The 19,972-nt window shown below is 39.5% G+C and carries 19 protein-coding genes, 1 tRNA gene, 2 rRNA genes and 1 pseudogene (1 of these 23 only partly in view); 11 read left to right on the forward strand and 12 right to left on the reverse strand.

Annotation, left to right across the window (positions count from 1 at the left end; translation table 11 throughout):
• From N6B01_RS13490 to N6B01_RS13500, 3 genes are all read left to right on the forward strand, one after another.
• Positions 1-1,193 (forward strand): 23S ribosomal RNA (locus tag N6B01_RS13490) (it extends 1,620 nt beyond the left edge of the window).
• A gap of 74 nt (positions 1,194-1,267) precedes the next feature.
• Positions 1,268-1,382, forward strand: a 5S ribosomal RNA gene (gene rrf / locus N6B01_RS13495).
• A gap of 150 nt (positions 1,383-1,532) precedes the next feature.
• A tRNA-Met gene (locus N6B01_RS13500) sits at positions 1,533-1,609 on the forward strand.
• 681 nt (positions 1,610-2,290) lie between these two features.
• Here the strand turns inward: N6B01_RS13500 and N6B01_RS13505 are convergent.
• The 5 genes and pseudogenes from N6B01_RS13505 to N6B01_RS13525 form a co-directional block, all read right to left on the reverse strand.
• Complete coding sequence (locus N6B01_RS13505; RefSeq protein WP_262080678.1) at positions 2,291-3,055, reverse strand: DUF3800 domain-containing protein; 765 nt, start codon at positions 3,053-3,055, stop codon at positions 2,291-2,293.
• 180 nt (positions 3,056-3,235) lie between these two features.
• Positions 3,236-3,907, reverse strand: a pseudogene (locus tag N6B01_RS13510) (IS1595 family transposase).
• A gap of 38 nt (positions 3,908-3,945) precedes the next feature.
• Positions 3,946-4,257, reverse strand: coding sequence for a hypothetical protein (locus N6B01_RS13515; protein WP_262079244.1), 312 nt, complete (start codon positions 4,255-4,257; stop codon positions 3,946-3,948).
• A 150-nt stretch (positions 4,258-4,407) separates the two neighbouring features.
• Complete coding sequence (locus tag N6B01_RS13520; protein WP_182418276.1) at positions 4,408-5,013, reverse strand: shikimate kinase; 606 nt, start codon at positions 5,011-5,013, stop codon at positions 4,408-4,410.
• A gap of 193 nt (positions 5,014-5,206) precedes the next feature.
• Complete coding sequence (locus tag N6B01_RS13525; protein WP_262079245.1) at positions 5,207-5,752, reverse strand: 2'-5' RNA ligase family protein; 546 nt, start codon at positions 5,750-5,752, stop codon at positions 5,207-5,209.
• Positions 5,753-6,035: 283 nt separating this feature from the next.
• On the opposite strand from N6B01_RS13525, the gene N6B01_RS13530 reads away from it, so the two are divergent.
• Entirely contained in the window at positions 6,036-6,542 is a 507-nt protein-coding gene (locus N6B01_RS13530) for a BA14K family protein (protein WP_262079246.1), read from the forward strand.
• Between the two features lie 120 nt (positions 6,543-6,662).
• Here N6B01_RS13530 and N6B01_RS13535 read toward each other — a convergent pair whose 3' ends face one another.
• Positions 6,663-7,070 carry a hypothetical protein gene (locus N6B01_RS13535; RefSeq protein WP_262079247.1) on the reverse strand — a complete coding sequence of 136 codons (408 nt, stop codon included), beginning with the start codon at positions 7,068-7,070 and terminating at the stop codon, positions 6,663-6,665.
• Positions 7,051-7,821 (reverse strand): SDR family NAD(P)-dependent oxidoreductase, encoded by a 771-nt coding sequence (locus tag N6B01_RS13540; RefSeq protein WP_262079248.1) that lies wholly within the window; start codon positions 7,819-7,821, stop codon positions 7,051-7,053. The genes N6B01_RS13535 and N6B01_RS13540 overlap by 20 nt, the downstream gene beginning before the upstream one ends.
• A gap of 122 nt (positions 7,822-7,943) precedes the next feature.
• On the opposite strand from N6B01_RS13540, the gene N6B01_RS13545 reads away from it, so the two are divergent.
• The 6 genes from N6B01_RS13545 (at position 7,944) to N6B01_RS13570 (ending at position 11,777) form a co-directional block, all read left to right on the forward strand.
• Entirely contained in the window at positions 7,944-8,543 is a 600-nt protein-coding gene (locus N6B01_RS13545; RefSeq protein ID WP_262079249.1) for a TetR/AcrR family transcriptional regulator, read from the forward strand.
• Between the two features lie 92 nt (positions 8,544-8,635).
• Entirely contained in the window at positions 8,636-9,466 is an 831-nt protein-coding gene (locus N6B01_RS13550; RefSeq protein WP_182418281.1) for a lysophospholipid acyltransferase family protein, read from the forward strand.
• Positions 9,463-10,185, forward strand: coding sequence for an energy-coupling factor ABC transporter ATP-binding protein (locus tag N6B01_RS13555; protein WP_262079252.1), 723 nt, complete (start codon positions 9,463-9,465; stop codon positions 10,183-10,185). The genes N6B01_RS13550 and N6B01_RS13555 overlap by 4 nt, the downstream gene beginning before the upstream one ends.
• Entirely contained in the window at positions 10,182-10,790 is a 609-nt protein-coding gene (locus N6B01_RS13560; protein WP_262079254.1) for an energy-coupling factor transporter transmembrane component T family protein, read from the forward strand. The genes N6B01_RS13555 and N6B01_RS13560 overlap by 4 nt, the downstream gene beginning before the upstream one ends.
• Before the next feature lie 311 nt (positions 10,791-11,101).
• Positions 11,102-11,245 (forward strand): DUF1127 domain-containing protein, encoded by a 144-nt coding sequence (locus tag N6B01_RS13565; protein WP_182418283.1) that lies wholly within the window; start codon positions 11,102-11,104, stop codon positions 11,243-11,245.
• Between the two features lie 388 nt (positions 11,246-11,633).
• The gene (locus tag N6B01_RS13570) at positions 11,634-11,777 is read left to right on the forward strand and encodes a DUF1127 domain-containing protein (RefSeq protein ID WP_182418284.1); all 144 of its coding nucleotides are present in this window, start codon (positions 11,634-11,636) and stop codon (positions 11,775-11,777) included.
• Between the two features lie 334 nt (positions 11,778-12,111).
• Here N6B01_RS13570 and N6B01_RS13575 read toward each other — a convergent pair whose 3' ends face one another.
• Together N6B01_RS13575 and N6B01_RS13580 are read right to left on the reverse strand one after the other, a co-directional pair.
• Positions 12,112-13,932, reverse strand: coding sequence for an ABC-F family ATP-binding cassette domain-containing protein (locus tag N6B01_RS13575; RefSeq protein WP_182418285.1), 1,821 nt, complete (start codon positions 13,930-13,932; stop codon positions 12,112-12,114).
• A 153-nt stretch (positions 13,933-14,085) separates the two neighbouring features.
• Positions 14,086-14,757: a TlpA disulfide reductase family protein gene (locus tag N6B01_RS13580; RefSeq protein ID WP_182418286.1), complete on the reverse strand. Its 672-nt coding sequence runs from the start codon at positions 14,755-14,757 to the stop codon at positions 14,086-14,088.
• 31 nt (positions 14,758-14,788) lie between these two features.
• On the opposite strand from N6B01_RS13580, the gene argH reads away from it, so the two are divergent.
• Positions 14,789-16,183 carry an argininosuccinate lyase gene (gene argH, locus N6B01_RS13585; protein ID WP_262079255.1) on the forward strand — a complete coding sequence of 465 codons (1,395 nt, stop codon included), beginning with the start codon at positions 14,789-14,791 and terminating at the stop codon, positions 16,181-16,183.
• Between the two features lie 945 nt (positions 16,184-17,128).
• Here argH and N6B01_RS13590 read toward each other — a convergent pair.
• The 3 genes from N6B01_RS13590 to N6B01_RS13600 form a co-directional block, all read right to left on the reverse strand.
• Complete coding sequence (locus N6B01_RS13590) at positions 17,129-17,989, reverse strand: endonuclease/exonuclease/phosphatase family protein (RefSeq protein WP_262079257.1); 861 nt, start codon at positions 17,987-17,989, stop codon at positions 17,129-17,131.
• Positions 17,990-18,228: 239 nt separating this feature from the next.
• Positions 18,229-18,729, reverse strand: a complete 501-nt coding sequence (locus tag N6B01_RS13595) for a DUF2569 family protein (protein WP_262079259.1) — start codon at positions 18,727-18,729, stop codon at positions 18,229-18,231.
• Between the two features lie 51 nt (positions 18,730-18,780).
• A complete protein-coding gene (locus tag N6B01_RS13600) occupies positions 18,781-19,236 on the reverse strand; it encodes a DUF2569 family protein (RefSeq protein ID WP_262079260.1) in 456 nt (151 codons plus the stop codon).
• Positions 19,237-19,972 lie beyond the last annotated feature (736 nt).

A 19,972-nucleotide genomic window follows, 5' to 3' on the forward strand; every position in this document is an offset into this window, starting at 1 on the left:
ACTCGGCAAATTGCACGCGTAACTTCGGAAGAAGCGTGACCCTTTAGCGGGCAACCGTTAGGGGGTGGCACAGACCAGGGGGTAGCGACTGTTTACCAAAAACACAGGGCTCTGCGAAGTCGCAAGACGACGTATAGGGTCTGACGCCTGCCCGGTGCTGGAAGGTTAAGAGGAGATGTGCAAGCATTGAATTGAAGCCCCAGTAAACGGCGGCCGTAACTATAACGGTCCTAAGGTAGCGAAATTCCTTGTCGGGTAAGTTCCGACCTGCACGAATGGCGTAACGACTTCCCCGCTGTCTCCAACATAGACTCAGTGAAATTGAATTCCCCGTGAAGATGCGGGGTTCCTGCGGTTAGACGGAAAGACCCCGTGCACCTTTACTATAGCTTTACACTGGCATTCGTGTCGACATGTGTAGGATAGGTGGTAGACTTTGAAGCAGTGGCGCCAGCCATTGTGGAGTCTTCCTTGAAATACCACCCTTATCTACATGGATGTCTAACTGCGTTCCGTTATCCGGAACCAGGACCGTGTATGGTGGGTAGTTTGACTGGGGCGGTCGCCTCCTAAAGAGTAACGGAGGCGCGCGATGGTGGGCTCAGAACGGTCGGAAATCGTTCGCTGAGTGCAATGGCATAAGCCTGCCTGACTGTAAGACTGACAAGTCGAGCAGAGTCGAAAGACGGTCATAGTGATCCGGTGGTCCCGTGTGGAAGGGCCATCGCTCAACGGATAAAAGGTACGCCGGGGATAACAGGCTGATGACCCCCAAGAGTCCATATCGACGGGGTTGTTTGGCACCTCGATGTCGACTCATCGCATCCTGGGGCTGGAGCAGGTCCCAAGGGTATGGCTGTTCGCCATTTAAAGCGGTACGTGAGTTGGGTTCAGAACGTCGTGAGACAGTTCGGTCCCTATCTGCCGTGGGTGTAGGAATATTGATAGGATCTGTCCCTAGTACGAGAGGACCGGGATGGACGTATCTCTGGTGGACCTGTTGTGGCGCCAGCCGCATAGCAGGGTAGCTATATACGGAAGGGATAACCGCTGAAGGCATCTAAGCGGGAAACCCACCTAAAAACGAGTATTCCCATGAGAACCGTGGAAGACGACCACGTTGATAGGTCAGGTGTGGAAGTGTGGTAACACATGAAGCTTACTGATACTAATCGTTCAATCGGCTTGATCGTTCCCATTACCTATATCCAGTTAATAAAAAGCAGAAAATCAAAACCAGCTTCAATTCGTTCATGCCTTTCGCCGACCTGGTGGTTATGGCGGAGCGGCTGCACCCGATCCCATTCCGAACTCGGCCGTGAAACGCTCCAGCGCCAATGGTACTTTGTCTTAAGACACGGGAGAGTAGGTCGCTGCCAGGTCTGCAAAATGCATGATTGAATACTATCTCTTCACCATCAAAACACCCTTATTAATCTATCTGATCATGCTTAAATAACAACGCAAATACATCAATCAGATAATGACTTTGCTCGATTATCAATAATACTTCTAGCAAAGACTATAGGTGACGCGGGGTGGAGCAGCCCGGTAGCTCGTCAGGCTCATAACCTGAAGGTCGTAGGTTCAAATCCTGCCCCCGCAACCAATATTACCCATCATTGAAATAAGAAACTATTTATACCATACCCCCAAAGAGCGGTCGTTGGCGGTTCTAACGCCATAATGCCAAATCAGTACATGAGGGCTATAATACCAATTCGGTACATGCGCCAAAGCGAGCGCTGCTAATATGGTAGAACACACCTCTTCGCAACCAAGGAAAACCATAACCAAGATGTGTAAGTAATATCGAAGCAATAAAACAACTCAACTAACACCAAGTTTACAATAACCTACAAAGGGGGCTCTTGGCGTTCTTACGATTATGAAAAAGCGGTACATGCACAAAAACGAGTACTGCATGGTTATGATGTAGCTAAATGAACGACATAGGTAGAGCTAAGTTCCAAATTCATTGATGGTAGAGATAAGCTCTTCCTGAAGGCCAAAAGCTTTATGAAATACTTGTAAATGCCTCAAGACATTAAGCCTGGGTTGGTCTGGGATATTTGGCGTGATAACCTAACCCTAAATTTATTCTATTCTTAATCACCGTAGAATTAAAAGACATTTAAACTAGTTTTTGGTGATCTTAATACGGTGTTGGTGGTCGTTTTTTACGAGATATTTTTAGGTGATATAACAGCGTAAACATTGCGAAATAACCTTAATACAAATTTTTATATCTAATTTTGTTTTTGCACGATGGTGTAAATTTTTGCTTGTTTCATTCAACTTCCTTTGTAGTTTTAAAAGGCAAAGCCAACAAACCGTTTAAAATTGTTTCTACATCTGCATCGAGTTTAAGGTCACGCGTAGTGTGCACGCAATATAACCCCGCACCAACTACAATTTGATTTTTAGGATTGCCAAAAAAACGCGGAGCGAGCTCACATAAATAACGTGGTTCAAGTATATTCTGTTGCTTAGTTTGTCTATCGACGCATTTATATAGCGCAGGCGCAACGAGATCAGCTAACTCTAATAGAGGTTCCTCGCTCTTCTTCTTTACTGTTATTTTTTTAATGTCAATATATTGTAATTTTTGAGTATTTTCATGTCTCGGATTTGATTGGCATGATCGTAGTAAATTACGCATTTTATTGTAGTCCACGTTGGCATCTTCAAAAACAATATCAAGATTTTCGGGCGGAATTTGTCGTGACTCCATAAACCAACCTACGCGCTCCAAGAGATATTGGACGCATTTATTATAGTACATTTTACTATTATCATCAATGCGGCTTTTATAACCACCCAAAGTTTCTTTGCGTGATATAATCCCAAATAGGCGTATATTCTGTTTAATAATTTGCCGAGTGAAGTGAATTATTTGGTAATGATTTAGATCTGAACAGTGAAGTGATTTTTTTCGTAATTGGGTTCGAACCTCTACTAAAGTATTCTCAATGACTTCTCTATCTCGGTTAGCGATAAGGCACGCGCCTAATGTCATGTAAGGGGATGCACCGCTGGAAGATTCCGAGCGAATTTTTTAATGTCCGCCTCGCCACTTTCATCAATAAAAATTGTATATCTTTCTTCCATAATGAAGACCTTATAAAATTTTGAAATCAATATAAGTTATACTAAAAATTTTAAATTGTGTGAATATTTAATCTAGATGATTTATTCAAATTTTGGGGCTGGCATAGATAAGGTTTAAGTATAATTATTTCATAAAGCTTGACAATACTTTTATCAATTTCTGTGTTGAATGATTATTAAAACGCCATACACACTACTTTAAGTAGAGGTGAAAGTGCTCTTTTGGTATGCCATTAAAACGACGCATATGACGCTTGGCTTGGCTCCAGAAGTTCTCGATCCTATTGATATGATTGTGCTCATCCAAAAAGGTTTTTGCTCAAAGGTTTTAAATGGTTGATCCGCTCATGGTGAAACTCAGATACATCGAGAACATCATAGGCAGAAAAGCTTATCTCGATAAATAATGGAATCTGGCTTAATTGATTGCCTAATAATCGGTAAAAGTGTTTCATTACGGGCATTTGGTATAGGAAAAGCATGAACTTTTCCATTACGTTTTAACAATCCGAATACGGGTGTTTTCCCACCAGCTCCGCGCCCTCTTTTGCCTTTACTCACCCCACCAAAATAACTCTCATCAAGTTCAATTGCACCGCACATGAGTTCGGGGATTTCTTGCTCAAGGCGTGAGGCTATTTCCTCTCGCAGCTTGTGGAAATAAAGGGTAGCTGTGTTCCTGTTTACTCCTGCTAAAACGGCAGCAGAACGAGCCGTTGAGCCTGCTACGAAATACTTCAATCGGTTCTTCTTGTTTTACTTGCAAAAGACGACTTTTGCGATGGGACTTATCCATTTGAAACCAATAACTTTTTTTAGCTATCTATGCCAGCCCTAAAAATAAATACGCTCGCCCAAGTATTTTCCGTAAGGTTCACCACATTTCCATTCATCGCTTAGCAGGTAATAGCCGGTCAAGATATCTGCATATCCCTTTGCCTCCAATTCAGCAAAGCTTGAAGGATAAAACAATTTATCAAATACATCAAAATCGATGAGACAGGAGGGGGTATTATTTACACATTCATCAGGCGATGCAAAGGATACGGAAAATTCGCTATCCCAACCGATTAAACCAATCTTTTCCAATGTCCAAAATTCTATTTCAGCGTTATCAATATTAGGGTAGTAAAAATAGAGTTTCACTATAAAATCCTTTAAATGAATAGATGAATTTAATAAAATTGCACCACATCATCTTTGCTTAGCGGTTTAAGCACAGTTGTAGCTAACTTCTTTTGTAATAAGATTAAATAAAAATGAAAAAAAGTTTAACAATGCAATGAAAATTTTGTTTTATTGCGCTTCGATTGCGCTATTACTCTCATTTTCTTTGGCAAGAAAAGCATCAACATTTTTAATAACCTGCCGTGTTACTGCATCACGTTTGCCGCGTGTGCTCATCACTGAAAGATGGGCTTTGGCATAAATTGGATAACGTTCCGCAATTAACCGCTCCATGACGGCGCGGGGATTATCATTTTGCAAAAGTGGACGATGACTACGGCGTGAAACGCGATCCATCAAAGTATCAAGATCAGCATCAAGCCAAATCGCTAGTGCTTGATCATGAATAGCCTCGCGAGTTTGTTCATTAATATAAGCACCACCACCTGTTGCAAGAACAATTGGCCCTTTATTTAACAAACGCAAGATAACACGTTTTTCAAGATCTCTAAATTCTTGTTCGCCATATTGAGCAAAAATTTCACTAATGCTCATTTGTGAAGCGTGCTCTATTTCGTGGTCAGCATCATAAAAATCAAGATTAAGCAATTGGGCAAGCCTTTTGCCGATTGTTGTCTTGCCTGCGCCCATCAAACCAACAAGCACCAAAGAGCGCTCGCCAATATTGCTGCGCAGTCGATGGATAGCTTTGTGGATCGAAATATTTTTACTCATTTAAAATCTTTCGACATTTATCGCACATCAAGTCAAGAGGGTAGAGGCATTTCTTATGGATTTTAGCTACTGGAAGAGCAGTTTTTTGTGAAAATCTTTAAAATCAGCACGCTCTATTGTCATTTACTTGCCTTTTATCAAAAAATGAAATTTATAAATTGCAAGTCTTAAAACAGATTAGCCTAAGCAACGATTAGGCGGTTATTGGCTTTAATGGTAAAACATGTTTGACCTGCCAATTTTTAATTGCATTATGGCTAGATGCTGTTGATAATACCAACTGATCAAAAGCCATTGACTTACTGGCAAATATTTTTTGTATTTTTTCAATTTCTTGACGTTTTAACAGGCTATTCTCTACACCATAAGCTAAGGATAGATGCGGCATAAAGCTATCAAAATCATCGGTTTTTAAATAATCAGCAACTCGCTGTTTTAGAGCTGCCAAATTTTCTACCAGATCAAATGCAAGATAGAAAGAACGGAAGAAAACATCTTCTTGGCGCACATCAATAATTGGTGCAGAAAAAATGGATATATCCTTGGCAATTGCTTCCATTAGCGCAATGAGGCTTTCTTCGCCCTTTTCAATATCCATACTGATATCGCCTGCAAGGGTCATATGTGGCTCAAAATTCTCGCTATTAAAAAGCTGCGAAAAATGTGCGACAGAATCGCTCAAGGATGTAAAATCAACTGATTTTGGACGCAGCCAAATAGAATAATAGGATTTTTGCAACGCATTCCCCTTTGCTGAGATCTTTACTGGATTGCTTATAATGAGTGGCGGCTCTAAGCAATAGTTTTAAGCTGCTTGATGAATAATAATTGCTTGGTGATCGCTCGATATTCGATAAGCGATTTTTGCTATAATGATTTAAAAACCATTTATTTACGCTTTCAATAAAAGTTGAAAGCCTTTGTGTTTGCGGGTGTTGAGATTAGCTAAAATTTGCCATGATTGGGTGCAAATATCAAATTTTAAGAACATATTTTTAAACAATGGCAGAATGGGATTTAAAATGACCAACCATTATAAACAAATTTCAAAAAAGGCTCTTGGCAAGGTTCTTGCGTTTGCAGTTTTTGCAAGCCTTGTATCAAGCACAAATGTTTTTGCAGCGCCAAATGACCATATGCCGCAGCGCATTGAACAAAGAAATGGGCCGATCAATCAAGGACTTTATAATGGCTATAAGGGCTATCGCCATCATCGCCCAGGTTATCAGCGCCATAGTGATGGTTGGTGGTATCCAGAGGCGGCATTTAGGCATATTCGCCCTGCGCCACCAATTTATGACGGCCCTCATAATAGCGATCGTGGTCCGCGCCCACCGCTTTCTAACCACTTGGATCAACCGCGTCCCAACCATCCAAGTATCAATAGACCGATGCCGCAACGCCCTGTTTTGAACCAACGCCATATTAAGTGGTGTGCTCAACAATATCGCACTTACCGCCCATCCGATAACAGCTTTGCTGTTAGAAGAGGCGAGCGCCGCATCTGTGTATCGCCATTTTCACGCTAAAGCCTATATTTCAATTTTGAAATTCAAAGTTAGTTAATTTTAGTTGTAATTTAAATTTCAATGAAACCGTAATAAGATCCTTTCTTATTACGGTTTTTTATTTGGTTAGTATGAAAATATTCAATGGCGATGTCCAGTTTTGAAAGCATGGTTCTTAGCCAAAAATGCAATAATAAGTGCAATAAATATAAGGAGAAGAGAAAGCGTAGGTAAAGATTTGGCGCTTGTCCAGTCTAATAGATAGCCACCTATACGACCACCACCTGCCACTCCAAGGTTAAACAGCGTTACAAAGAAAGATTGTGCCATATCGGCTTCATCACTAGCGGCATCGGCAAGGGCGGTTTGTAGCAAAGTTAGCGCCCCCCAAAAAGTTAGTTCCCAAAGCGCAACACTTATATAAACCAGTGCCAAATGGTTAAAGACAAATGTTAATAAAACCATAGCGGTGGCAAAACGAGTAAGCAAAAAAGCGGCGAGACTGAAAAGGGGAGCGATAGTTTTTTTTTCATAACGATGCACCGCCATCGATTATAATATCTTGACCGACAAGATAATGCGGGCTTTGTGATAACCATTTTATAGTTTCAGCTATTTCTAAAAGGGTGCCAACTCGCTTCGAAGGGTTGCTGTTAAAGATTCTTATGTCACGCATTTTTTTGTCTTCTCCGGAACGATATGACAATTTAGTGTCAAATGGTCCAGGACTGAGCGTATGAACACGTAAATTAAAGGGCAAAACTTCAAGTGCAGAGGTTTGACTTAAAATGGTTAGAGCAGCTTTTGTTGCTCCATAACCACCCATTAGAGGTCGTATTGAGTGCAGACCAATATTAGACGCAATATTTATTATGCTTCCATTTTTATGGGGTTTCATCAATGCGATTTCTTCTTTCATACAAAGCCATACACCATAAAGATTCGTATTTATCATTTGTTTGAAATCACTGTTTGTCATGGTATCAATTTCACCATTTTTGACTAGCCCAGCGCAATTAATAGCTATATCCATTTTGCTATTTTGGTTTTGCAACCAATTATTGATATTTTTAAATGCACCAGCGACATAATTTTCATCACATACATCAATTTTTTCGGTCTTAATACTGCCTGTTGCGGACTTTATTTCATTATGAACCATGTGTAATTTTTGATCTGAACGTCCTGCTATAATAAGGTTAGCGCCTAGTTTTGCATAATGTTTGGCGAGATAATAACCAATTCCAGATGTTGCACCGAGGATAAATATTGTTTTGTTTTCAAAGCTCTTTTCGGACATCATTATCTTCCAGTATAATTCTTTGTTGATCATTAAAGAATGCAGACTTGTTTTATTTTGTCAAATGAATTATTTATCAATTGACAAAGAATGGCGTGGGAATTGACATATGAGATTGAAAAATGGCAGGTAGACCAAGGGAATTTGATAGAGATGAGGCTTTAAAAAAAGCACGTAATCTTTTTTGGCAATATGGCTTCGAGGGAACCTCTATGGCAGACCTCTCACAAGCGCTTAATATTGCATCGGCTCGTATTTATGCGGCCTTTGGCTCTAAAGAAGCGCTTTTTCGTGAAGCTGTTGAGCAATATCAGCTTGAAAAAGGCTCCTTCGCCAATGTAGCGCTTGCGCAAAATAGCGATGCACGTGCCGCAATCGAGCAAGTTTTACGTGGGGCAATAGATGTTTATACCGATAAATTCATGGGCTGCATGGTTGTATCTTCAGCCGTTAATTACTCGCAAGACCATCATAATATCGCACAATGGCTCACCGATATGCGCAATGAACGCACTGATCTGATTAAATCCTACCTTAAGCAGGCTAAATGTGATGGTACAATTGCGCCAAACTTTAATGAAACTGCTTTTGCTGATTTTTGTTGCACTGCCCTTTGCGGCTTTTCAGTACAGGCACGCGATGGGGTTGATACCAAACGTTTAAATGCTATCGTTGACCTGATCATGAAAGCCTATGACAGTGAAGCGCAGTCTAGGATTTAAAAATTCATCAAAATAGCTTATTTTTATTTGGTAAAATAACCCAATATGCAATAAAGCCATTTTCAGCGTGTTTATTCTGTTTTATAAACCAAATGCCCCAAAACTCTGCATTGGAAAAAATAGTGCTTTTTATACGATCGATATTATTCATATTTGCTTTTTATACCGCATCGATATTGCAGGTTTTTCTTTATACGCCGTTTTATTTTTTCTTGCCGCGAAAAAAAGCATGGATAGTGCCTAAAATATGGGGCCGCGTTACCATGTTTTTATTTAGGCATATTGTTGGCACTAATTATCGCCTTGAAGGCATGGAGAATATACCAAAAGGTGCTTGTATTATCGCACCCAAGCATCAATCCATGTGGGAAACAATCATGCTATGTATGTGCCTTGAAGATCCAAGTCTTGTGCTCAAACGCGAATTAATGCGCTTGCCAATTTTTGGGTGGTTTATGTGGAAAATTGGCATGATTCCTATTGATCGTGGCTCCCCAATCAAGGCGATGAAAGCGGTTATTAATGGGGCGCGTGAAAAGGCTGCCGATGGCCGGCAAATCGTTATTTTTCCTGAAGGCACGCGTCAAGAGCCGGGTGCGGAACCGAGCTATAAGCCGGGAATTATACCAATTTATAGTGAATTATCCTTACCCGTTATTCCTATTGCGCTTAATGCGGGGCTTTTTTGGCCGCGATCAACTGTCATGCGCTATCCTGGCACCGTTATTATGCGGGTTTTACCTGCCATTGAGCCAGGTCTTAATAAACGTGAATTTTTAAAAAAATTGGAAGAGGTTACTGAAAAAGCCTGTGATGATTTATTGATTGAAGCAGCAAATAGCAAAAATCCACCAGCTATGCCCCAAACAGCTGTTAAAAGACTGGCGGAACTTGGCATTGATTGGCAGGGGCAAATACGGTGAAAATTGCAACTGCCACGGCTTTAGCTAGTCCCACTTGCGATAAGCATATACAGTTGGAAGATGTCACATTAAAGCTTGGCAATAAGACCATCTTACAATCGATAAATGTAACATTACAACAACAGCGCATTGGTGTTATTGGCGCTAATGGTTCGGGTAAAAGTAGTTTTGCAAGATTGTTAAATGGGCTTTTGCTACCTAATACTGGCACGGTTTTTATCGACGGTTTAGATACGAAAAAGGACGGTAAAAATATACGTCGCAAAGTTGGGTTTATTTTTCAAAATCCCGACAATCAAATCATTATGCCAACAATTGAGGAAGATATTGCTTTTGGGCTTAAAAATATGAAGCTCACAAAGGCGGAAATCCAAAGGCGCAGTGATGATGTTTTACAGCTCTATAATCTTGATGCGATTAAAACATCATCTGCCCATAATTTAAGTGGTGGACAAAAGCAATTATTGGCGATTTGCGGTGTTTTGGTTATGCAGCCTGAAATTATGGTTTTTGATGAACCAACAACCATGCTCGATTTGCGCAATAAAAAGCGCATTGCCGCCCTCATCAACAATCTGCCGCAACGAGTTGTCTTGGTAAGTCACGATCTTGAATTATTGCAGGATTTCGATCGTGTGATCGTGATCGATGAAGGCAAAATAGCCTATGATGGCAGCGCCTATGATGCAATTGAATTTTATAAAAATTTAATGCAATGATGAGCAATTTTGAAAACAATGAGTCCGCACGTTTATGGGCGAAAAAAACACCTATTTGGGTGAAAATTATTTTCCTTTTTGCCCTTGGCTTATTTGTATTTTTTTTCACGCGCATCGATATTATGGCAATTGCCTTCCTATTGGTGCTGCTTGCTTATCCAATAGTTGGATTTAGCTTAACACTGCCAATTAAAAATCTTGTAAAATTATGGTGGCTGTTGCTTGGATTATTTTTGGTGCAATGGCTAACTATTCCATGGGCAGCTAGTTTAGCAATTACTTTGCGTCTTGCAATTTTATTACTTGCCGCAAATTTGATTAATGCAACGACCAAAGCAAGCGATATGCTTGACGCATTTGAGCGATTCTTTATGCTCTTTAAACCGCTTGGCGCTAACCCCAAAAAAATTGCATTGGCCTTGTCGTTGACCTTGCGATTTGTACCAGTTGTGAAAACGATTGCCGATGATATTTATGAAGCACAAAAGGCTCGCGGTTTAGAGCGTAGCTTTTTAGCACTCTTTATCCCTTTGCTTATTCGCATTATAAAAATGGGTGATGATGTTGCGCAAGCAGTTTTGTCGCGCAGCTATGACAATGAATGATTCGATCAAGACATTTTTAAGCTTGAGCATAAGACTTAGCAAAGCCAAAAATACCCAATAAAATATATAAAAAATGGCAAAGAAAGAAAGCGAAAAAATATGCGCCATGCTTTAGCCGTAATGCAAACCATTTTTTATCAGATTACGGCAAAATTAGGCCTTTATGAAAGAAATATGACTAAAAAAGGCGCTTTTTGCATGCTCTTCGCAGATCAGCTATGCAAAGTTAATACTACTCAAATTATCGTGAAAAACCTATATTCATTTTAACAAAACAATAAAACGTAACAAACAATATCTAGGTGATTAAAATGAATTTGGTTCGCTCTTTCAATAACTGGCGTCGTTACCGTACAACGGTTAATGAGTTAAATAGCCTTTCTGCTCGTGAGCTTAATGATCTTGGCATTAACCGTGCTGAAATTCCATCAATTGCTCGTCGCGCAACACGTTAATATTCAAAATTGATCATAAAATTTGATCATAAAATTTGATCTAGGCGCTCGCTGCTAAGTTGAGAGCCTTTAAATTGAAATTTAAATTTTTAGGGTAAATCTCCTCCTCCTATACCCTGAAAATTCTGGAAGACTGACATCTCCTCCTCCCAGTCGGTTTTCAATTCAAACACCTGCTGCATTTCCTCCCGCAGCAGGTGTTTTTTTATGGCAAAACGCATTGCCTAAAGAGCTATTTAATAAAGCCTATATTAGGAATTTTTTTAGAAATCTTTGTGAAATGGCTAGGGCAGCTATGCAAACTTGGCACTACTCAAATAAATGTGAACAGCCTATATTCAGGTTAACCAAGCAATAAAGCTTAACAAACAAAATCTAGGTGATTAAAATGAATTTGGTTCGCTCTTTCAACAACTGGCGTCGTTATCGCACAACAGTTAACGAGCTTAGCCGTCTTTCCTCTCGTGAGCTCAATGATCTTGGCATTAATCGTGCTGAAATCCCAACAATTGCTCGTCGCGCAACACGTTAATAAATTATTCATAGGCGCTCTCCAAAAATGGGTTGAGAGCTTTTGAGTTAGAAATAAGTATTACTACAGTTTTTTCAGGGTTCTCCTCCTCCTCCTATACCCTGAAAATTTTGGAAGACCGACATCTCCTCCTCCTCCCAGTCGGTTTTCAATTCAAGCGCCTGCTGCACCTCCTCCCGCAGCAGGCGTTTTTTTATGCGTAAAATTTAGTGTTAAGCAAAGCCGCGCAAAAAAACCGCATATAATATGCGGCTTTTTGATCAAAAATGGCGAAATATCAGCATATTTAAAAAGGTGAGATATTTAAACCAACTCTTATCCTGATATACGTTTGCTATTCCATTTCTTCGCGCAGCATTTCAAGCTCCAGCCATTCCTCTTCTTTTTCCATTAGCGATGTTTGCTTTTGCTCAAGCTTTTTAGAAAGGTCATGGAAACGGTCGGCATTTTTGCTATAAAGATTAGGATCAGATAATTCTTTTTCAAGAATCGCTATTTCACCATTGAGCTTTTCCATCTCAATCGGCAAATTATCAAGCGCATATTTTTGTTTAAAAGAAAGCTTCCGTTTTTGTTCCTTTGCCGGCGCATTATCGTTTTTTTGTCCGGCATTTGCCGTGTCATTATTTTTGGTTGCTTTTTGCTCTTTGCGTATGCTTAGCGCCTTATCTTTACGCTGTGCTAACATATCACTATAGCCACCGGCATATTCCAACCAATCGCCATCACCTTCTGGCGCAATAACCGATGTGACGGTGCGATCAAGAAAATCGCGATCATGACTTACAAGAATTACCGTGCCTGGGAAGCCGGCAACGAGTTCTTGCAAGAGGTCGAGGGTTTCCATATCAAGATCATTGGTGGGCTCATCGAGGATAAGCAAATTTGCAGGGCGTGCCAAAAGCCGTGCTAGCATTAATCTTGCGCGTTCACCACCCGAAAGCTCTCGAATTGGCGTGCGTGCTTGCTCGGTTTGAAAGAGAAAATCTTTCATATAGGATACAACGTGTTTTTGTTCGCCATTAACAATAACGCTATCGCCGCGCCCGTCAGTCAAATAATCTTTAAGGCTTTCATCAAGATTAAGGCTGCGTTTTTGGTCAAGCATTGCCACTTCAAGATTAACCCCAAGGCGCACACTGCCTTTATCAGGCTCAATAAGGCCGGTTAAAATTGAAAGCAGCGTGGTTTTGCCGGCACCATTAGGGCCAACAAGTCCAATACGATCGCCACGATTAATACGGGTAGAAAAATCTTTAATCAAAACACGCTCGCCATAGGCTTTAGCAATATGTTTGGCTTCAACCACTAATTTACCCGAATCGCGGCTATCGGCGGCTTGCAATTGCACAACGCCTTGTGGTCCTTGATGGCTACGATGGCGGGCGCGTAAATTATGCAATTCATCAAGACGGCGAACATTTCTCTTACGCCGCGCTGTCACACCATAGCGCAGCCAATGCTCCTCACGCTCGATCTGGCGGCCAAGCTTATGCTGATCGCGTTCTTCTTCTTCTAAAACCTTATCGCGCCATTCTTCAAAAAATTTAAAGCCTTGATCCAAGCGACGGGTAACACCGCGATCAAGCCATACGGTTGAGCGGCTCACGGTTTCAAGAAAACGCCGATCATGGGAAATAATTACCAATGCTGAGCGAATTTGCGCAAGCTCATTTTCAAGCCATTCAATGGTGGTAAGATCAAGGTGGTTGGTTGGCTCATCTAATAATAAAACGTCGGGTGAGGGCGCAAGTACACGGGCAAGGGCTGCACGGCGCGCCTCACCACCAGATAAATCACGCGGATTAGCTTCACCACTTAAACCCAGATGATCCAACAAATAACCAACGCGGTAATGGTCATCAGCTGGCCCAAGTCCTGCCTCAACATAGGCCTCCACCGTGTCAAAACCATCCATATCAGGACTTTGTGGCAAATAGCGAATGGTCGCACCTGGATGACGAAAAATTTCGCCATCAGTTGGCTCAACAAGGCCAGCTGCTATTTTTAAAAGGGTGGATTTACCAGACCCATTGCGGCCAACTAATGCAATGCGCTCCCCCTCGCTAACGCTTAAATTGGCATTGGTTAATAAAGGCGTGCCCCCGAAGGTAAGCGATAATTGATCAAGGGTTAAAAGAGGAGGATTGGCCATAATATCTCATATTGTTAAGCAGCTTTAAAACTTTAATAGCGCTGTATAGCATTTTAGCTCTAAGTGGAAACCGCTTTTATAGGAACTAGCAAAATAAAAGCAAAAAACCGGCTTTTTTAAAACCGGCTTTAAAGCAGTGAAGTAAATTAGGCTTTATTGTGCATCAAGTTCTTTGACCTTGTCGATGAACTTCATAGCATCTGCATCGCCCCAAGGAGCAGAGCCGATAAGGCTAGCCGTCAAACAACCATCCTTGTCAATAATCAATGTGGTTGGAAGTCCGAGTGCCAAACCTTCACGGCGTAATTTATAAAAAATTGCCATTGAAGTATCGCGATAAAACGGCAAATTATCGGCTTTATATTCTTTTAAGAAGTCATGCACATAGCTATCTTCTTGCTTATCAACATTGACTGCAACAACAGCAAGAGAATCATCTGCTTTTTCGTCTTGCACCTTGGCAATATCGGGCATTTCCTCACGGCATGGCCCACACCACGTTGCCCAAAGGTTTAAGAAAACTGTTTGTCCTTTAAAATCAGAAACTTTAACTTCTTTGCCGTCCGCGTTTTTAAAGGTTAAATCACCGGCATAAAACGGATCTTGTGCCATAATAACGTTGGTAAACTCGCCAGAACGACTTTTTTTCAACGAGCTTAATTTTTGTTCATTTAACGCACAAGACTTATTTTCTGCCATTGAGGGTGCGGGGAAAATCGCGTATAGCAAAAATGGTAGAAGGGCAAAAATATACGAGCTTTTAGGTTTAAAAATAGTTTTTATTGCTGTTTTAATCCTTTTGCCATAAGGTTTTTCTTCAAGCATTTTATTATTCCTTTAATTCAGGGCCAAGATTATGACTGAGACCGATAAAAGCAACCAGATGTGGGGTGGACGTTTTGCCTCTGGCCCCGACGCTATTATGGAAGAAATTAATGCTTCCATTGATTATGACCGCAAACTTTATAAACAAGATATCAAAGGTTCCCTTGCTCATGCAGCGATGCTTGCTAAACAAGGTATTATTTCTGCTCATGATATGCAAGAGATAGAGCGCGGATTGCATATTATTTTGAAAGAAATTGAAAGCGGTAGCTTTGTTTTTTCACGCCGCCTTGAAGATATTCATATGAATATTGAAGCGCGTCTTAAGGATCTTATTGGCGAACCGGCAGGGCGTTTGCATACCGCGCGTTCGCGTAATGATCAGGTGGCGGTTGATTTTCGTCTCTGGGTTAAGGATGAAACGCAAAAGACCGCTGCTAGCCTTCATAAATTAATTGTTCTTTTAGTAAAGCGTGCGGAACAATTTGCTGGAAATTATATGCCGGGCTTTACTCACTTACAAACGGCGCAGCCAGTTACCTATGGTCACCACCTTATGGCCTATGTTGAAATGTTTGGCCGTGATTTGTCGCGTATGCAAGATGCGGTCAATCGCATGGACGAGTCACCCCTTGGTGCCGCAGCCCTTGCCGGTACGGGCTTTCCAACCGATCGTTTCATGACCGCCAAATTATTAGGCTTTCGTGAACCAACCCGCAATTCGATTGATAGCGTATCTGATCGTGATTATGCGCTGGAGTTTTTAAGTGCAGCCTCGATTTGCGCCACCCATCTATCCCGTATGGCCGAGGAAATTGTTATTTGGTCAACACCACAATTTAATTTTGTGCGCTTGTCTGACAGTTTTTCAACCGGGTCATCGATTATGCCTCAAAAGAAAAATCCTGATGCCGCAGAGCTTATCCGTGCAAAAACGGGCCGTATCAATGGTGCGTTAATCACATTGCTGACTGTGATGAAAGGCTTACCGCTTGCCTATTCTAAAGACATGCAAGAAGATAAGGAAGCGGTATTTGACGCGGCTGAAACCTTAGAGCTGTGCATTGCTGCTATGACGGGTATGATGAGCGATATTCACATTAATACCGATGCTATGGCAAAAGCTGCAGGCTCTGGTTTTTCCACCGCTACCGATCTTGCTGATTGGCTAGTGCGCGTACTTGGCTTACCCTTTAGGGAGGCTCACCACGTTACTGGACGTGCGGTTGCACTAGCTGAAGAAAAGAAAGTGGAACTTGGTGCGCTAACCTTGCAAGACTTACAATCTATCCATAAGGGTATTACCAGTGATGTATTTGATTACCTCACCGTAGAAAAGTCGGTTGAAAGCCGTCAATCTTACGGTGGTACAGCGCCAAATCAAGTGCGCCAACAAATCGAAATTTGGAAAAAGCGCTTATCATAAAATTGCAATCTACTTTTTTAAGATTGCATAGTGCAACAGCATGGCGGACTCACATTTTAAGTCCGCCTGACTTAGCCTTTTTGATAAAAACAATTTTAAAATACCTCATTTTATCAATCGCGTGTAAAATTAATATGCGTGGGAAATATATTGGTAAAATAGATACGGTATAGTTTGATTTTTTGTCGCGAAACTTTGTTGAAATTCATTAAAGTATTTACAAATAATTAAAATTGAGGTTATCTAATTACTCAAGTAACCTGTTTAATCAGTATTTAAATACAACTTAAGCGCGATTTAGAGAATTATAAATATATTTAATCAAAAAATAATGGCTCGAAATGGAGCTAGTTTATATTTTCTAATATTAATTTCTTGGAAATTATGTAATTTTTAGTTGTATTTTTCTTAAGATTTAAAACAAAACAGTTTTCCACCACATTATAGCCATAAACTAATTAGCCGGTTAATTTTATTTGACATGAATCAAAATACACCATATAGTTGTATTGCTATCATATGATATCCTGCATGTGTTAGCGGCAGAACGGTGCCCCGCAATTAGCCGTCTGTCATCCCGGCCTCAGGACGTAATCCGGATGCTTCTGCATCCGGATTATTATTTTATAGAGATATTGGTTAGCAAGAAATTATTGCCGTTCCTGAGTAGTTGTATTTAAACCAATATAGCCTTATCTCTTGCCAGTTTTTACGCAAAAATATTAGTTTAATCTAAAATATCCAAAAATCTTTCGTAATACCGACTATAAGCTTTTAAAAAATCCAAAATTTATTCAAAAAAATCGAACTAAAAATTAATTAGGCAGTTTGTGTCGAGTTTTACTTGAGCTGGTTTGGCAAAATTCAGATTAGTTAATATTATGGACATAGAACTTCTGCATTTATGATAAGTCTTTCGTAAAATGCTTATGACAAAATATTCTATTAAGTGTTTGCTGCGACATTCATGCTATTTAAAGCGCCAAGGATATCAATATGGGCTTTGATGGGTAGGTGATCTGATGCAATGCGGGCCAAAGCACTTTTGTGCACCTCTACAGAATTTATTAGATTTTTAGGATAAGCAAACACGCGATCCAAAGCTAAGACGGGAAAACGCGCAGGAAAACTTGGTAAAGTTCCCATTGCAAGGTCAAAAAGCGGTGATAGGCTGGTGAGAGATGACCCTTTACCAATACGCCATTCATTCAGGTCACCAATTAATAAAGTTGGCATGTCTGGGCGCGTTTCAAGATAGCTTAAAATAGTTTTTGCTTGCTGTATACGCGAACGGTGTAATAAACCAAAATGCGCACCAATAACTCGTAGGGGGCCATAAATTAACTCAAATTCAACAATGACAGCGCCGCGCGGCTCTAATCCTGGCAATTTTATCTGATGTACATCACGCACTTCGCCATTACGAAAAAATAGCCCATTGCCGTGCCAACCGTGCCCCAGCGATGACATGGCCTGTATTGGTACGGGCTTTAATCCGGTGCGCTCATTTAAATAATTCAGATCCAAAAGGCCTATGCGTTCACCAAAGCGTTTATCGATTTCTTGCAAACCTATAATATCAGCATTAAGTTCAGAAATAACATTAACAATTCTTTCAGGATTAAATATCTTGTCAAGGCCCACACATTTATGAACATTATAGGATGCGATAACCGTATCGCCACCCTCCCTATCTGCTGATAGTGGCCGATGTCCGCGACGATTTCTAATCGCAGAATCGACATTCTGGCGTAGTGTTTTATTATTGAGCTTAGGAAAGGAAAATCGCTTTTTCTTTTTATCCATTTTTCACTTCCTCATAGATCATTTTTAGCAACTAATTTTCGTCACCGTCATTTTATCCATTACGATCCCAAAAAACATCAATTTACTGTTCATATTGTTAAAAAAATAATCAATTATCTGTGTAACATTGTCGTTTTGCAATTTGTCATTTTGACATTACAATTTTATGAAAGGTTCAACGCCGTCTAAAGTGTTTCATTATAAGGCAAATTCTAGCAACTTAAATCAGTTGCCTTTATTCAATTTATAAAGGTTTCTTTGACCCGTTTGGAGCAATATATATAAATTAATAAAATTATATCTATGAATAAAATCAAAAGAATCTCAAAATAAAATTTAAAAAAATAATTCAAATATTCAAAATTTGGTATTTGCTTTATATAAGCTGCATTATAAAGAAAATTACTTATTAAAAATAATATAAACATAGTAGGGAAATAATAGTATTTTTTGAAATATCCAATTGCAATGATAAAGAGCATCACAAATTGGAATAAAAATAATGGAAACAAAAAGTTTGTATTTAATAGCTTCGCTACAATGAAATTATTTGAAAAATCAGCATTAAAGAAATAAGTTGAAAAATCACTATTAAAAATTGCTATGATGTCGCGTATACATGAAATTGTAAATAAAATAAGATAAAGGGCAACCAAGTAAAGCGCGCCGCCAATTTTAGTATTTTTTACAATTTTTCCCTTCTTTGCGGTGATATTGCTACTTGTATTTATACCATTCATAACGGTTCCAAACTCAATCTAAGAATTGAAATAACTATATTTAAAAAACAATTAATTAACGAAGGTGTTTTTTACTCGCTTAGAAAAAATAATATAGAATAGAAAAATAACAGCTATAAAACAGCCTAGCCAATAAATAGGGGACGTAAACACTTCATCTTTTTTAAATCTATATTTAAAAAATAAGGCATAACCAACATCCAAGCAAATTCGATAGATCAAAAATGCAATAAATACATATGGGAAGGTTCGTTTTTCCTTAAGTAACCCTATGAAAGCCATTGTCATTAAGACTAAATCAAATGAGAATGGAGCAGAAAGAAATGAGACTAAAACTTGGGTAAAGCTGTCAAAATTGTAAATAAATTGAACCTTATTTAAAATATAGCTGACATTATAAACCACGTGATATGTTAAGTATATTGCAACCAAATAAAGCAATCCACCAATTTTAGGGTCACTTTTTTGCAATTTATTTTTCACTACTAAATTACTTGAAACGTTCAATATGTTTTCCTCGATTGGCAGCCAATTATAAATCAGTTCGATATAGTTAAAATATTAGAATTTTTTTAAGATATGACTTATTTGATATATGACTAAGGGTCGACTTTATAGTCAACGGCGTTACTATAAACAATGTAATGGTGGTTATTCAAGTGCTGGTTATTTTATATATTATAAAATCATTATTTTGCTTTAATATCTACTAAGGTAGATGTTGGTTAATATTTTTATGCTGATGGTTAAACAAAGAAAACTATCATAAATTTTGATAAATTCATTTATTTTATTTGCTGTTGCTAGTGAGCGCTTTTGGCTTGTACGCTTAATGTAAATACAAGACGCCAGCTATTAGCTTGTATTCTGGCACAAAATTGCGCGCTACAAATGAGCTCTTTATGATTTTTCAACATATTAGCTTGGCTTTGCTTGGAAATGGTGTGGCGTTTTCAGTATCAAAATAGCGTTTAGCGCTTCAATATCGGTATTTGGATAATTTGTTCAGGTTATTTTTCTTGCAAGAAATAGGTGCTAAACATGGTTGACGTTAAACAGGCTGCTATAAAGTTTACCGCCTGTTTTAGTCATAAAAATACGCAAATGAGTGATCCGCAAGGATATTAGCGATTAGGTTCGGGGAATATCAAAACTCAAACAAATTCTCGCACTTCGCGTTGATGGAAAAGCTCATAATTGGTTTAGCAGGCGTGAAATTATTAAAATTTTACGGCAGATTAAA

Origin of the sequence: Bartonella sp. HY406 (genome assembly GCF_025449315.1) — a bacterium.
GTDB lineage: Bacteria > Pseudomonadota > Alphaproteobacteria > Rhizobiales > Rhizobiaceae > HY038.